The following is a 12,783-nucleotide window of genomic DNA, read 5'->3' as shown; positions in this document are numbered from 1 at the left end:
TTAGCCTTGTCGGGCGGCCAGCGCCGCCTGAACAAAATTATCCCGCAGCGCGTCAGGCCGCTGCGGGTCCCAGGCGATGCCGACCTGCCACTCCGTCTCCTCGCCGCTCAACGGCAGCATGTCGATGCCCGCCGGGACGATATGCGTCACGCTTTGCGGCAACAGGGCCACGCCGATGCCGGCGGCGACCAGCGCCAGCAACGTTTGAATATCCCCGGCCTGCTGCACCACGTTCGGCGCCAGCCGATGGGCGGCGATAAACCGCAACGACTGGTCGCTCAATCCGCGCCCGCGCTTCGGGGTCAGCTGCAACAGCGGCAGTTGGTTAAACTGCGCCATCACCGCATTGGCCCGCAGCCCGAGCGCCGCCGGCGCGGCCAACACCAGCCTGTCGCTCAGCAAGGCGACGCCGCGCAACGGCCCGTTGACCGGCAGGCGCACGAACCCCACCTGCAGTTCGCCCTGCAGCAGCATCTGATATTGCCGTTCCGAAGGCAGATCCTCCAGCCCGACCGCCACCTCCGGAAAACGCCGGCGAAAGGCGGCCACCAGCCTGGGCGCCAGATCGAAGCTGGACAGGCCAAACCCCAGCGCCAGCCGCCCCGCCTCTCCCTGCACCACCCGCCGCGCACGCTGCTGAAACTGCACATGCTGTTCCACCAGCGCGCGCGCCTCGGGGTACAGCCGCTGCCCGCTGGCGGTGAGCTGCGCGCCCTGCCGCCCGCGCTCAAACAGCCGGGCGCCAAGCTGGGTTTCCAGCGCCTGGATTTGCTTGCTCAACGCCGGCTGGGTGATGCACAGCCGGTTCGCCGCCTGTCGATAGTTGCCCTGTTCGGCCAGCGCCACCAGGGCGCGCAGTTGTCGAATATCCATTCCATCAGGTTATCAAAAGAGGAATTTAATTGATTATACAGTAATCAATCGGCCTGCTGTAATCAACGCAGGACCCCAATCGAAGGTAACGCCAATGACCGCCACCCTGCGCGCCGCGACGGTGCAATTCCAGCACCGCGCCAACGACAAGAACTACAACCTGAAGGTGATGGAGGGCTTTATCGCCCAGGCCGCCGCCGAACGGATCCAACTGCTGGCCTTTCCGGAAATGTCCATCACCGGTTACTGGCACGTACGCCATCTCGCCGAGGCCGAAGTGCGCGCGCTGGCGGAGCCCATCGCCGCCAGCCCTTCCCTGGCGCGCATTCGGCCGCTGGCTGAACGCTACAATATGGCGATCGGCGTGGGCCTGATCGAACTGGGCGATGACGGCAACTGTTACAACGCCTACGCCGTCTGCCTGCCCGACGGCCAGCTGCACCTGCACCGCAAGCTGCATGCCTTCGAACACCCGGCGATCGCCAGCGGCGAGGGCTTTACGGTATTCGATACGCCGTGGGGCGTGCGGGTCGGGGTGCTGATCTGCTGGGACAACAATCTGGTGGAAAACGTGCGCGCCACGGCGCTGCTGGGCGCTGAAGTGTTGCTGGCGCCGCACCAGACCGGCGGCACCCATTCGCGCAGCCCGCACGGCATGAAGCCCATCCCGCTGGCGCTGTGGCAGCAACGTGCGGAAAACCCGCAGGCGATAGAGACGGCGTTTCGCGGCGAGCACGGCCGCGGCTGGCTGATGCGTTGGCTGCCGGCGCGCGCGCACGACAACGGGTTGTTTGTGCTGTTCAGCAACGGCGTGGGGCGCGATGACGACGAAGTGCGCACCGGCAACGCCATGATCCTCGATCCCTACGGCCGCATTCTGGCGGAAACCTGGGCGGCGGCGGACCGCATGGTGATCGCCGATCTCGATCTGTCGTTGATCCCGCTCAGCACCGGCCGCCGCTGGATCCTTGGCCGCCGCCCAGAGTTGTACGCCATCCTCACCCAGCCCCAGGGCTACGAACGCGACGCTCGCAGCGCCCGGTTTTCGCCGCAGCCGGCGCAGAAGCTGGGCAAATAGTCGCCGGCCCGGGCGGCAGGCAAAAAAAAATCCGCCCGAAGGCGGATTTTTATCTGGCGCGGCCTAAAGTGCCGCACGCTCACGCCCTCAGGCGTGGGGAAATCTTAGAAACGGTAGCCTACGCCAACGCTCCAGATGCCAACGTCAACGCTGCGGATACGGCTCTGCTCGTAACCAACATCCAGAGCAACGTCCTGGATTGGGTTGAACTGCAGGCCAGCACCGTAGGTGAAGCCGTAGTCGCTGTTGCCGTTACGGTCGTTGCCGCTTTGAGCGTTGTCGATGTTTTTGCCGTAGCCAACACCAACTACACCGTAGATGCTCGCCCAGTCATTGAAACGGTAAGCTGGACCTGCGGTGATGGAGTTATACTGGGACTTCTGGTAGTAACCGTTCTGAGAACGATCCTTTTCCACGTGGGTGAAGGAACCGATCACGCCCAGTGGGCTGTTGTCGAACTCGTAACGGTACTTCAGGTTGAAACCGTCGGCTTTGTTAGCAACGCCTTGGAGATCACCCTGCGCATAGCCAGCGGATACGGTGCTCTGACCAGCGAATGCGGTACCTGCGCTAACTGCTAATACGCAAGCTGCTACTGCGGAAAGACATGCAATTTTTTTCATAACCACCTCAAACGCGTTTTATTATTAAGTACATCCATTTGTTCATGCTTTGAAAATATAACAAAAAATAGCGTGAAACTCTGCCTTGAATTGAGTGTCTAATGCTTTATATCGTGTAACAGAAGATTTCAAGAACAGCGTATCTGCTTATTTTCGCTCTATTTTCGGCCGTATTCTACGTCTTTCTGTGACAAAAATCACCAATTTAATATCCAGACAATTCTTAAAAAAATGCGCACTTTTTGAACAAAGCCACTGGCAACAGGTCAAACCACGGCGTATTTCACCGCCCCGCACGCCTTTTCTCAGACAGATTTACCCCATTTCATTTACACTGCTCGCCTCCGTATCTCACGCGTCTTCCCAAGGCTGGGGGAGGCACATAAAAGGCCTATAAGGATGTCTTCATCTGCAACCGGCAAGGCGTCGTCCACGCTGCTGCCCATCTGCTTGTTAATCATCGCCATGGTGTCTATTCAGGGCGGCGCGTCGCTGGCCAAAAGCCTGTTCCCGCTGGTTGGCGCCGAAGGCATCACCACGCTGCGCCTGGGTATCGGCACGCTGATCCTGTTCGTTATCTTTCGGCCATGGCGGATGCGCTTCGCCGCAGGCAGCCGCCTGCCGCTGCTGATTTACGGCCTGGCGCTGGGGTCGATGAACTACCTGTTCTATCTGTCGTTGCGCACCGTGCCGCTCGGCATTGCCGTGGCGCTGGAGTTCACCGGCCCGCTGGCGGTCGCCATGTTTTCCTCGCGCCGGCCGATCGATTTTCTCTGGGTGGCGCTGGCGATCGTCGGCCTGTGGTTCCTGCTGCCGCTGGGGCATGGCGTCGCCAGCATCGATCCCTTCGGCGCCGCCTGCGCGCTCGGCGCCGGCGCCTGCTGGGCCGTCTACATTATCTTTGGTCAGAAGGCCGGCGGCGACCACGGGCCGGGCACCGTCGCCGTCGGCTCTCTGATCGCCGCCCTGGTATTTTGCCCGATCGGCGCCTGGCAAACCGGCAGCGCACTGCTGAACGTTGATATCCTGCCCGTGGCGCTGGCGGTGGCCATTCTGTCCACCGCGCTGCCCTATTCGCTGGAAATCATCGCGTTGCCGAAAATTCCGGCGCGCACCTTTGGCACGCTGATGAGCCTGGAACCGGCGATGGCGGCGTTTTCCGGCATGTTGTTCCTCAACGAACACCTGACCGGCGTACAATGGCTGGCGCTGGCGGCAATCATCGCCGCCTCCATGGGGTCGACCTTAACCATCAGGCCCAAGCCGCAAATCGAAAAACTCTCCTGAGCGGCCATCGAGAATATGCCGCGCTTTATCCTGGCCGTTTGACCTGCAGGCTCTGTAAAAAGGCCGCGGCGTGCCGGGGCGAGCGCAGGCGTATAAAGCGCACCTTACCCTCGGCGCGCCGCATCTCCGCCAGATATTTCACCCGATTCTCGCGGTAGGTCCTGAAGGTCCACAGAATAATCGAGTCGCGGCTAAAGAAAGAGCGGCGGAAGCTCTCCCGGTTGCCGGTACCCGGCCACAGTTCGGCGCGCGTGGCCGCACGGCGAATCGCCCGGCGCACCGCCTGATACAGCGTGCGGCAAAAGCCGTAGTCGACCCACACCACCCAGTCGACCTCACGCCATGTGATTGCCTGGGTGCGCGTATAGTTGCCGTCAAGCACCCAACCGCTTCCCGCTTCGGCCAGCGCCTGCTCAACCCGCGGGAAAAACTCGATATCGGGCGTGCCCTGCCAGTCAGGCCGCCAATACAGCCTGTCCATCTCGATATAAGGAACGGCAAGCTTTTCCGCCAGCTTGCGGGCCAGGGTGCTTTTGCCGCTGCCGCTGGTTCCGACCACGTTAATTTTCATAGAATTATGGGGGATCTGAGGGCCAAACGGATCATTTTAGCCGCCAGGTTGCGCGCTATCAATATGAATCTCCGCCCAATTAACAGACTGGCAACAGGCTGGCATCCTATTATTTACCCATATGAAAGATCGGGAAGAAAATACCGCATCACAAATGAAACCCTCTATTCCCCTTAAAACCACCCACAGGAAAATTAAAAAACATTTCGTTTAAATTCATTTAATTACAAATAAAAATAATAACACGCAGGTTTTATTTGCTATTATCTCGTTCGGCCAGGCCTATTTATCCGATAGCCATTTTCGTCCTGCAAAAATAACCGTGACTGCTATAATTATTGCGGCAACAAAATAGGACAACGACTAATCAAGAGGATATCTGATATGAGTACCGCTAAACTGGTGAAAACGAAATCTTCTGACCTGCTGTACACCCGCAACGATCTCGACGAAAAAACCAAACTGGCCGCCATCAAGGCCCTAAACCACCAGGTGGTGCAGTTCATCGACCTGTCGTTGATCACCAAACAGGCGCACTGGAACATGCGCGGCGCCAACTTCATTGCGGTTCATGAAATGCTGGACGGCTTCCGCACCGCCATCATCGACCATCAGGACACCTTCGCCGAACGCGTGGTGCAGCTGGGTGGCGTAGCCCTGGGCACGGTGCAGGTGGTTAATGACAAAACGCCGCTGAAAAGCTACCCGACCCATATTCACAGCGTACAGGAACACCTGAAAGCGCTGGCCGACCGCTATGGTGCGGTGGCGAACGACATCCGCAAGGCGATTACCGAAGTGGAAGATGAAGACACCGCCGACATGTTCACCGCGGCGTCGCGCGATCTGGACAAGTTCCTGTGGTTTATCGAGTCCAACATCGAATAACGCCATTTGGCGCATCATCAACGCAGCCCGGGTTCAAGGGCCGTTCGACAGGCTGCGGGCTTTGCCCCGGCCTGTTTTCTTTTGCATCGCGGTTGCATTGTATGAAAAACGTCCCATATTAAGCAGAGAGGCAACCTTGCAGGGAGGTCACTATGGCAAGCGGATGGGCGGCGGACGGCGCCGTACAGGATCAAATCGATTCCACCGTAGACGATGCGGTGCAACGCGCGCGCGAGGCGCTGGGCCGCGGCGAAAGCGAGCGTTATTGTCAGGAATGCGGCGAAGAAATCCCGCCGGCGCGCCGGCAGGCGCTGAAAGGCGTGCGTTTTTGTCTGGCCTGCCAGACCGCACTGGATAAAAAACACTCCGCCGGCAGTTTGTACAATCGCCGCGGCAGCAAAGACAGCCAGCTGCGCTAAGATTTTTGGCGCGGCGCCCCCTCCCGTCGAACACTCTTGCACCAGATGCAACATCATTGCGTCAGGAAAGTTAGAGTTAGTTATCAATATTGAAGCAAAACCGTTAACTATCGGTTGTTTCACACCCATTATTTGGTTAATGATAGCCCAGTGCACCAAGATAAATCCTATGCACCATTTTGGCGCCTCGGACTGGTGCATAAAAATAATAATTCGCCTATCAGGCACAACATCCGGCTACAACTCTTTGTTTTTATAGTAGTTGAAAACATGGCACGATTTTTTCATGGCACCAACTGCAATATAAAAAATGGGTAATCCGCAACCTGTACAGGAATTCCTCTCATGAAGTCAATTTTTAAAGTCTCCCTGGCCGCACTTTCCCTGGCCTTTGCCGTAAGTTCCCACGCAGCAGACAAACTGGTGGTCGCCACCGACACCGCCTTCGTTCCTTTCGAATTCAAGCAGGGCGATAAATACGTCGGTTTCGATATCGACCTGTGGGCCGCCATCGCCAAGGAACTGAAGCTGGATTACACCCTGAAGCCCATGGATTTCAGCGGCATCATTCCTGCCCTGCAGACCAAGAACGTGGACCTGGCGCTGGCCGGCATCACCATCACCGACGAACGTAAAAAAGCCATCGAGTTCTCCGACGGCTATTACAAAAGCGGCCTGCTGGTGATGGTTAACGCCAACGACGACAGCGTGAAAAGCATCGACGATCTGAACGGCAAAGTGGTGGCGGTGAAGAGCGGCACCGGCTCGGTGGACTACGCCAAACAGCACATTAAAACCAAGGATCTGCGTCAGTTCCCGAACATCGACAACGCCTACATGGAGTTGGGCACCAAACGCGCTGACGCCGTGCTGCACGATACGCCAAACATCCTGTACTTCATCAAGACCGCCGGCGCCGGCAAGTTCAAAACCGTAGGCGACTCGCTGGAGGCTCAGCAATACGGCATCGCTTTCCCGAAAGGCAGCGACGCGCTGCGCGAGAAAGTGAACGGCGCGCTGAAAACCCTGCGCGACAACGGCACCTACAACGAAATCTACAAGAAATGGTTCGGTACCGAGCCTAAGTAATTCAGACGTTGGCAAACTATTGACTTAAGCACAGGGGGGTAGCTTAACCCCCTGCGCTTTGTTGCATCCGATTCCCACGTTTGGGATCACCGGGAGAAATATCATGCAGTTCGACTGGAGCGCCATCTGGCCCGCCATCCCCATTCTGTTGGAAGGCGCCAAAATGACCCTGTGGATTTCGGTCCTCGGTCTGATTGGCGGCCTGATCATCGGCCTCGTCGCCGGCTTTGCCCGTACCTACGGCGGTTGGATCGCCAACCATATCGCCCTGGTGTTTATCGAAGTGATCCGCGGCACGCCGATCGTGGTGCAGGTGATGTTCATCTACTTCGCCCTGCCGATGGCTTTTACCGACTTGCGCATCGACCCGTTCAGCGCCGCGGTGGTCACCATCATGATCAACTCCGGCGCCTACATCGCCGAGATCACCCGCGGTGCGGTGCTGTCGATCCACAACGGCTTCCGCGAAGCCGGCCTGGCGCTCGGCCTGTCGCGGCGCGAAACCATTCGCTACGTCATTATGCCGCTGGCGCTGCGCCGCATGCTGCCGCCGTTGGGCAACCAGTGGATCATCAGCATTAAAGACACCTCGCTGTTCATCGTGATCGGCGTGGCGGAACTGACCCGCCAGGGGCAGGAAATTATTGCCGGTAACTTCCGCGCGCTGGAAATCTGGAGCGCCGTGGCGGTTATTTATCTGATTATTACGCTGGTGCTGAGCTTCGTGCTGCGTCGTCTGGAAAGAAGGATGAAAATCCTGTGATTGAATTTAAAAACGTCTCCAAGCACTTTGGCCAAACCCAGGTGCTGCACAATATCGATCTGAAAATCGACCAGGGTGAAGTGGTGGTGATTATCGGGCCTTCCGGCTCCGGCAAATCCACCCTGCTGCGCTGCATCAACAAACTGGAAGAGATCACCGGCGGCGATCTGATCGTCGACGGCCTGAAGGCCAACGATCCCAAGGTGGACGATCGCCTGATCCGTCAGGAAGCCGGCATGGTATTCCAGCAGTTCTACCTGTTCCCGCACCTGACGGCGCTGGAAAACGTCGCCTTCGGCCCGATTCGCGTTCGCGGCTTGAAAAAGTCGGAGGCGGAAAAGCTGGCGCGTGAGCTGCTGGCCAAGGTCGGCCTGGCCGAGCGTGCGCACCATTATCCGTCCGAGCTGTCCGGCGGCCAGCAACAGCGGGTGGCGATCGCCCGCGCCCTGGCGGTGAAGCCGAAAATGATGCTGTTCGATGAGCCGACCTCCGCGCTCGATCCGGAACTGCGTCATGAAGTGCTGAAGGTGATGCAGGATCTGGCGGAGGAAGGCATGACCATGGTGATCGTTACCCACGAAGTCGGCTTTGCCGAAAAAGTGGCGTCGCGCCTGATCTTCATCGACAAAGGACGGATCGCCGAAGACGGCAATCCGCACGATCTGATCAATCATCCGCCGAGCCCGCGCCTGCAGGAGTTCCTGCAGCACGTTTCCTGACCCCTCCCCGCCACGGCGGGCGCGCTGCGCGCCCGCCGTGGCTTTTAGCACGCGTTACCACGCCCCGCCGCGTTACATTTCCTACTATACTCATTGTTTTTTATCACATTTGTTTTAATTCGCCGATCACGGAACGCCAAGAGAGGAAAAATGCCGCCGAACGCATGCTCCCGATTCAGTTCTCATCTGCGAGAACGTCTGCTGCCCCTGCTGCTGTTGTTGCTGCTGTCAATGTGCGCCGCGCCGCCGGCGCAGAGCGCGCCAACCGCCCCCGCCGATCGGACAGAACAGCAAAAGGCCTCCTACGCCGCCCTGGCTGACATCCTGCAGGATGACCAGGCGCGCGCCGAACTTATCGCGCACCTGAAGCAATCCGCCGGCGAATCGCCCGCCGACAACGCCTCGCCGCCCGCTCGGCCCGAGGCCGAACAAGCGCCGGCGACGCTGAGCGATAGCCTGAACGGCCTGGCGCAGGAAGGCATCGGCAGCCTTAACCAAAAGCTTCACCTGCGGCAAAAGCTGATCGACTCCGGCCCCAAGCGCGTCTTTCAGCCCGATCGCTTCTTCCGCGCTCTGGGTTATTTCTTGCTGACGGTGGCGGTCACCTTCGCCCTGTTCCACCTGATCCGCCGCCTGATCGCCCCGCTGTACAAACGTATGGGCAGCTGGGGGCACAACGCCAGGCTGCAGAACGGCCCCTGGTATAAACGCCCCGCAGCCATCCTCGGCGCCTTCGCCGTCGATCTGCTGGTGTTGGTGCTGGCATTGGCGGCGGGGCACCTGTTCGCCCGCCACGTCAATGCCGACAACGCGACGATCCTGCGCCTGCAAACGCTGTTTCTCAGCGCCTTTGCGGTGATTGAGTTCTTCAAGGCGGTGCTGCGGCTGATCTTCGCGCCCAATTTCGATTATCTGCGGCCTTTTCCCTTCAGCGACGCCGGTGCGCACTACTGGAATAAGCGCCTGGCCTGGCTCAGCGGGCTGATCGGCTACGGCCTGATGGTGCTGGTGCCGGTAGTGGCGGTGCAAATCAGCTACCCGGCGGCGGCGGCGGTGAATCTGGCGGTGATGCTGGCGCTGACGCTGTACGCCATCTGGCTGATCCTGCATAACCGCAAACCGATACAGCAGCAAATCAATCTGCTGGCCACGCGTTCGATGGCGTTCTTCAGCGTGATCCTGCGCGGCCTGGGGCACATCTGGCACCTGCTGGCCATCGCCTATTTCCTGGTGCTGTTTGCGCTTTCACAGCTCGATATCGGCAACAGCCTGCGCTTTATGATGACCGCGACGGTGAAAAGCCTGCTGGTGATCGGCGTGGGCGCCCTGCTTTCCGGCATGCTGACCCGCTGGATTTTCCGACGCATCTCGCTGCCGACCGACGTCAACCTGCGCTACCCGCTGCTGGAACGGCGCATCAACTCCTACATACCCAACGGGCTGAAAATCCTGCGGGTGATGGTGGTACTGACGGTGACGCTGTTCCTGTTCGACGCCTGGCATCTGATCAACCTGCACCAATGGGCGAGCAGCGAGAACGGGGAAAGGGCGATCGGCGGGCTGGTGCATATCCTGTTGATCCTGCTGATTGCGGTGTTCAGCTGGACCCTGCTGGCCAGCATTATCGAACACCGTCTGGCGCTGGAGCTCAGCAACGGCATTCGCCCAAGCGCGCGCGAGCGCACCCTGCTGACGCTGTTTCGCAACGTGCTGGCCATCGTCATCAGCACCATCACCATCATGATCGTGCTGTCGCAGGTGGGGATTAACATTGCGCCGCTGCTGGCGGGCGCCGGCGCGCTCGGCCTGGCGATCAGCTTCGGCGCGCAAACGCTGGTGAAGGACGTGATCACCGGGGTGTTCATTCAGTTCGAAAACGGCATGAACACCGGCGAGTACGTGACCGTCGGCGGCATCACCGGCACCGTCGAACGCATGACCATCCGTTCGATCGGCCTGCGCGACGACTACGGCGTCTATCACATCGTGCCCTTTTCCTCGATCACCACGCTGGCGAACTACGCGCGCGAATTTGGCGTTTACCGCGCCAACTACACCGTCAGCCGCGACGAAGATATCGACCGGGTCAACGAAGTGCTGCATCAGGCCGTCGAGGCGCTGAAACAGGATGAGCAAGTGAAGCATTTCCTGATCGGCGAACCGACGTTCAACGGCGTGGTGGCATTGGGCGATCGCTCATTCACCACCCGCGTTACGGTGCGAACCCAGGCGCTGAAACAGTGGGTGGTGCAATACGCCCTCGACAGGCTGGTGAAGATGCACTTCGACCAGGCCGGCATCAGCATGCCGCAGCAGGCGATGCAGCTGTCGTATGCGCCAGGGCAACCCCAGCCAGAATCCTCCCCCGCGGGGGATTAACGCCAGCGCTCGGCCGCCCAGGCGGCCTGCTGTTCGGCGTCGTGGAAGGTCCAGGCGATGAAGCGGCTGATCTTTTGCCCCTGCGCCATCTCGATGGTGCGCACTTCCGCCGCGCCCGCCAGCTTCAACGCATGATTGAGCGCCGGCAGGGTGGTGTTTTTGGAAATCAGCGAGGTGAACCACAGGCAGTTTTTCGCCTTGCCGACGCTCTCTTCCACCATCTTGCGCACGAAGGCCTCTTCGCCGCCTTCGCACCACAGTTCGTTATTCTTGCCGCCGAAGTTCTGCACCGGCTTATCGGCCACCTCCCCCTTGCCCAGCTTGTGCAGCTTGCGGCGGGTGCTGGCGCGCGCTTCCTGTTCGGAACCGTGGAACGGCGGATTGCACAGCGTGGCGTCGAATTTCTCCGCCACGCCGATGATGCCGGTGAAGATCGACTCCGGCTGTTTCTGCAGGCGCAGACGCACGCTGTTGCGCAGCGTCGGGTTCATCTCGACGATCATTTTGGCCGAGTTGAGCGACACCGGGTCGATTTCGGAACCGGTAAAGCGCCAGCCGTATTCGCGCAGGCCGACGATCGGATAAATGCAGTTGGCGCCGACGCCGACGTCGAGGATCGCCACGCCCTTGCCGCGCGGGATTTCGCCGCCGTTGGCGGTCGCCAGCAGATCCGCCAGATGGTGCAGGTAGTCGGCGCGGCCCGGGATCGGCGGGCACAGGTAGTCCGCCGGAATGTCCCAATGCTCAATGCCATAGAAATGCTGCAGCAGCGCACGGTTGAGCATTTTCACCGCCGCAGGGTCGGCGAAGTCGACCGAGATATCGCCCCAGGCGTTCGGTTTCACGAACGGCTCAAGCGCCGGGCAGCTGGCGATCAGCGCCGGGAAATCGTAGCGTGAACGATGACGGTTGCGCGGATGCAGGCCGCTTTTCTGCTGCGGGAAGCTTTTCTTTTTTTCCACCGTGACGGGCTCTCTTGAAGGTATTTCTGGCGCGTAAGATAACACATCCCCCGCTTAATTGGCGCGGCGGCGGCGGCGCAAACTTGCAGCCGGCGCGAAACCCGTCAAAATAGAAGCTTCGTTGATTATCGCAAGGTCGTCTATGAGCAGTGAATCCCGTTACTACTATGAGCCCGCCGCAGGTCATGGCCTGCCGCACGATCCGCTGAACGCCATCGTCGGCCCGCGCCCCATCGGTTGGATTTCTTCCCGCGGCGCCGACGGCCGGCGCAACCTGGCCCCTTACAGCTTCTTTAACTGCTTCAATTACCGCCCGCCGATCATCGGCTTCGCCAGCACCGGCTGGAAAGACAGCGTGGCGAATATCGTCGAAACCGGCGAGTTCGTCTGGAACCTGGCGACCCGCCCGCTGGCCGAAGCGATGAACAACAGTTCGGCGGCGTTGGCGCGCGGCGAAGACGAGTTCGCCTTCGCCGGCCTCACGCCGCTGCCAGGCCGCCGGGTGCAGGCCGAACGCGTCGCGGAAAGCCCGGTGAATTTCGAATGCCGGCTGACCCAGTGCATTCAGTTGCAAACCGCCGCCGGCGAACAGGTAGAAACCTGGCTGGTGCTGGGGGAAGTGGTGGCGGTGCATATCGATCCCGCGCTGCTGGATGAGCACGGCGTCTACCAGACCGCCGCCGCCGAGCCCATTCTGCGCGCCGGCGGCCCTACGGCCTACTATGGCATCTCCGAGCAGCACCGCTTTGATTTGACCCGACCGACACGCTAAGACCGCCCCCTTTTTTTCACCGAAGGAAAAGGGGGAAATGCGCTTGCTGCTCCATACCATAGTCAGCGAGCGTTTTGTCATTAGGAAGTGAATATTCATAAGTTGCCGCCCAGCTCATTGATCCCCTCAGCAAAACATTCATTTTCATTTGATATTGCCAAACATGCGCCATTTCATGAATGAACCAGTGTTGAAAACCAGCACTTTCCATTGCGTAATCTTCGCGAAAATTCTTTGGCTTGAAATAAATTTCACCATTTGGCGTGACAGCCGTATTGTCATTTTGCAAGCCAAAAGGAAAATATCCTGTCCTGCGTTATGCGCTCTGACGCGAGAATAGTCGATCGCATCTTTATAAAT

14 protein-coding genes are annotated in these 12,783 nt (G+C 59.4%); 9 read left to right on the top strand and 5 right to left on the bottom strand.

The features are described from left to right. Positions 1-873 carry a LysR family transcriptional regulator gene (locus tag CKW09_RS07685; protein WP_095096487.1) on the bottom strand — a complete coding sequence of 291 codons (873 nt, stop codon included), beginning with the start codon at positions 871-873 and terminating at the stop codon, positions 1-3. Between the two features lie 94 nt (positions 874-967). On the opposite strand from CKW09_RS07685, the gene CKW09_RS07680 reads away from it, so the two are divergent. Further along, the gene (locus tag CKW09_RS07680) at positions 968-1,951 is read left to right on the top strand and encodes a nitrilase family protein (RefSeq protein ID WP_095096481.1); all 984 of its coding nucleotides are present in this window, start codon (positions 968-970) and stop codon (positions 1,949-1,951) included. A 104-nt stretch (positions 1,952-2,055) separates the two neighbouring features. On the opposite strand, the gene ompX is transcribed toward CKW09_RS07680, so the two are convergent. Beyond that, on the bottom strand, positions 2,056-2,574 hold the full coding sequence (gene ompX, locus CKW09_RS07675) for an outer membrane protein OmpX (RefSeq protein ID WP_061797603.1): 519 nt from the start codon (positions 2,572-2,574) through the stop codon (positions 2,056-2,058). Positions 2,575-2,973: 399 nt separating this feature from the next. Here ompX and rhtA point away from each other — a divergent pair, with 399 nt between their 5' ends. Next, positions 2,974-3,861, top strand: coding sequence for a threonine/homoserine exporter RhtA (rhtA, locus tag CKW09_RS07670; protein WP_061797605.1), 888 nt, complete (start codon positions 2,974-2,976; stop codon positions 3,859-3,861). Between the two features lie 25 nt (positions 3,862-3,886). On the opposite strand, the gene CKW09_RS07665 is transcribed toward rhtA, so the two are convergent. Next, on the bottom strand, positions 3,887-4,432 hold the full coding sequence (locus CKW09_RS07665; RefSeq protein WP_095096478.1) for a P-loop NTPase family protein: 546 nt from the start codon (positions 4,430-4,432) through the stop codon (positions 3,887-3,889). 384 nt (positions 4,433-4,816) lie between these two features. On the opposite strand from CKW09_RS07665, the gene dps reads away from it, so the two are divergent. From dps to ybiO, 6 genes are all read left to right on the top strand, one after another. After that, complete coding sequence (gene dps, locus CKW09_RS07660) at positions 4,817-5,320, top strand: DNA starvation/stationary phase protection protein Dps (protein ID WP_061797607.1); 504 nt, start codon at positions 4,817-4,819, stop codon at positions 5,318-5,320. 152 nt (positions 5,321-5,472) lie between these two features. Continuing rightward, complete coding sequence (locus tag CKW09_RS07655) at positions 5,473-5,739, top strand: DksA/TraR family C4-type zinc finger protein (RefSeq protein WP_061797608.1); 267 nt, start codon at positions 5,473-5,475, stop codon at positions 5,737-5,739. 345 nt (positions 5,740-6,084) lie between these two features. Further along, positions 6,085-6,828, top strand: a complete 744-nt coding sequence (gene glnH, locus CKW09_RS07645; protein WP_061797609.1) for a glutamine ABC transporter substrate-binding protein GlnH — start codon at positions 6,085-6,087, stop codon at positions 6,826-6,828. A 103-nt stretch (positions 6,829-6,931) separates the two neighbouring features. After that, complete coding sequence (gene glnP / locus CKW09_RS07640) at positions 6,932-7,591, top strand: glutamine ABC transporter permease GlnP (RefSeq protein ID WP_061797610.1); 660 nt, start codon at positions 6,932-6,934, stop codon at positions 7,589-7,591. Next, complete coding sequence (glnQ, locus tag CKW09_RS07635) at positions 7,588-8,310, top strand: glutamine ABC transporter ATP-binding protein GlnQ (RefSeq protein ID WP_061797612.1); 723 nt, start codon at positions 7,588-7,590, stop codon at positions 8,308-8,310. The genes glnP and glnQ overlap by 4 nt, the downstream gene beginning before the upstream one ends. A 150-nt stretch (positions 8,311-8,460) precedes the next feature. Then, entirely contained in the window at positions 8,461-10,689 is a 2,229-nt protein-coding gene (gene ybiO / locus CKW09_RS07630) for a mechanosensitive channel protein (RefSeq protein WP_095096473.1), read from the top strand. Here the strand turns inward: ybiO and rlmF are convergent. Continuing rightward, complete coding sequence (gene rlmF, locus CKW09_RS07625; protein WP_167387240.1) at positions 10,686-11,651, bottom strand: 23S rRNA (adenine(1618)-N(6))-methyltransferase RlmF; 966 nt, start codon at positions 11,649-11,651, stop codon at positions 10,686-10,688. The genes ybiO and rlmF overlap by 4 nt on opposite strands. Before the next feature lie 142 nt (positions 11,652-11,793). Between rlmF and CKW09_RS07620 the strand changes: the two genes are divergently transcribed. Continuing rightward, the gene (locus CKW09_RS07620) at positions 11,794-12,423 is read left to right on the top strand and encodes a flavin reductase family protein (protein WP_095096464.1); all 630 of its coding nucleotides are present in this window, start codon (positions 11,794-11,796) and stop codon (positions 12,421-12,423) included. A gap of 16 nt (positions 12,424-12,439) precedes the next feature. Here CKW09_RS07620 and CKW09_RS24520 read toward each other — a convergent pair whose 3' ends face one another. Further along, complete coding sequence (locus CKW09_RS24520; protein ID WP_145957246.1) at positions 12,440-12,712, bottom strand: hypothetical protein; 273 nt, start codon at positions 12,710-12,712, stop codon at positions 12,440-12,442. Positions 12,713-12,783: the final 71 nt, after the last annotated feature.

Source organism: Serratia ficaria (genome assembly GCF_900187015.1).
GTDB classification, from domain to species: Bacteria; Pseudomonadota; Gammaproteobacteria; order Enterobacterales; family Enterobacteriaceae; genus Serratia; species Serratia ficaria.
The sequence above is the reverse complement of the archived record's forward strand: the minus strand, read 5'-3'. Positions and strand labels throughout refer to the sequence as shown.

Excerpts from the sequence above, each read along its gene's own strand:
- CKW09_RS07685 (WP_095096487.1), bottom strand. The coding sequence starts at position 873 with ATGGATATTCGACAACTGCGCGCCCTGGTGGCGCTGGCCGAACAGGGC.
- CKW09_RS07680 (WP_095096481.1), top strand. The coding sequence starts at position 968 with ATGACCGCCACCCTGCGCGCCGCGACGGTGCAATTCCAGCACCGCGCC.
- ompX (WP_061797603.1), bottom strand. The coding sequence starts at position 2,574 with ATGAAAAAAATTGCATGTCTTTCCGCAGTAGCAGCTTGCGTATTAGCA.
- rhtA (WP_061797605.1), top strand. The coding sequence starts at position 2,974 with ATGTCTTCATCTGCAACCGGCAAGGCGTCGTCCACGCTGCTGCCCATC.
- CKW09_RS07665 (WP_095096478.1), bottom strand. The coding sequence starts at position 4,432 with ATGAAAATTAACGTGGTCGGAACCAGCGGCAGCGGCAAAAGCACCCTG.
- dps (WP_061797607.1), top strand. The coding sequence starts at position 4,817 with ATGAGTACCGCTAAACTGGTGAAAACGAAATCTTCTGACCTGCTGTAC.
- CKW09_RS07655 (WP_061797608.1), top strand. The coding sequence starts at position 5,473 with ATGGCAAGCGGATGGGCGGCGGACGGCGCCGTACAGGATCAAATCGAT.
- glnH (WP_061797609.1), top strand. The coding sequence starts at position 6,085 with ATGAAGTCAATTTTTAAAGTCTCCCTGGCCGCACTTTCCCTGGCCTTT.
- glnP (WP_061797610.1), top strand. The coding sequence starts at position 6,932 with ATGCAGTTCGACTGGAGCGCCATCTGGCCCGCCATCCCCATTCTGTTG.
- ybiO (WP_095096473.1), top strand. The coding sequence starts at position 8,461 with ATGCCGCCGAACGCATGCTCCCGATTCAGTTCTCATCTGCGAGAACGT.
- CKW09_RS07620 (WP_095096464.1), top strand. The coding sequence starts at position 11,794 with ATGAGCAGTGAATCCCGTTACTACTATGAGCCCGCCGCAGGTCATGGC.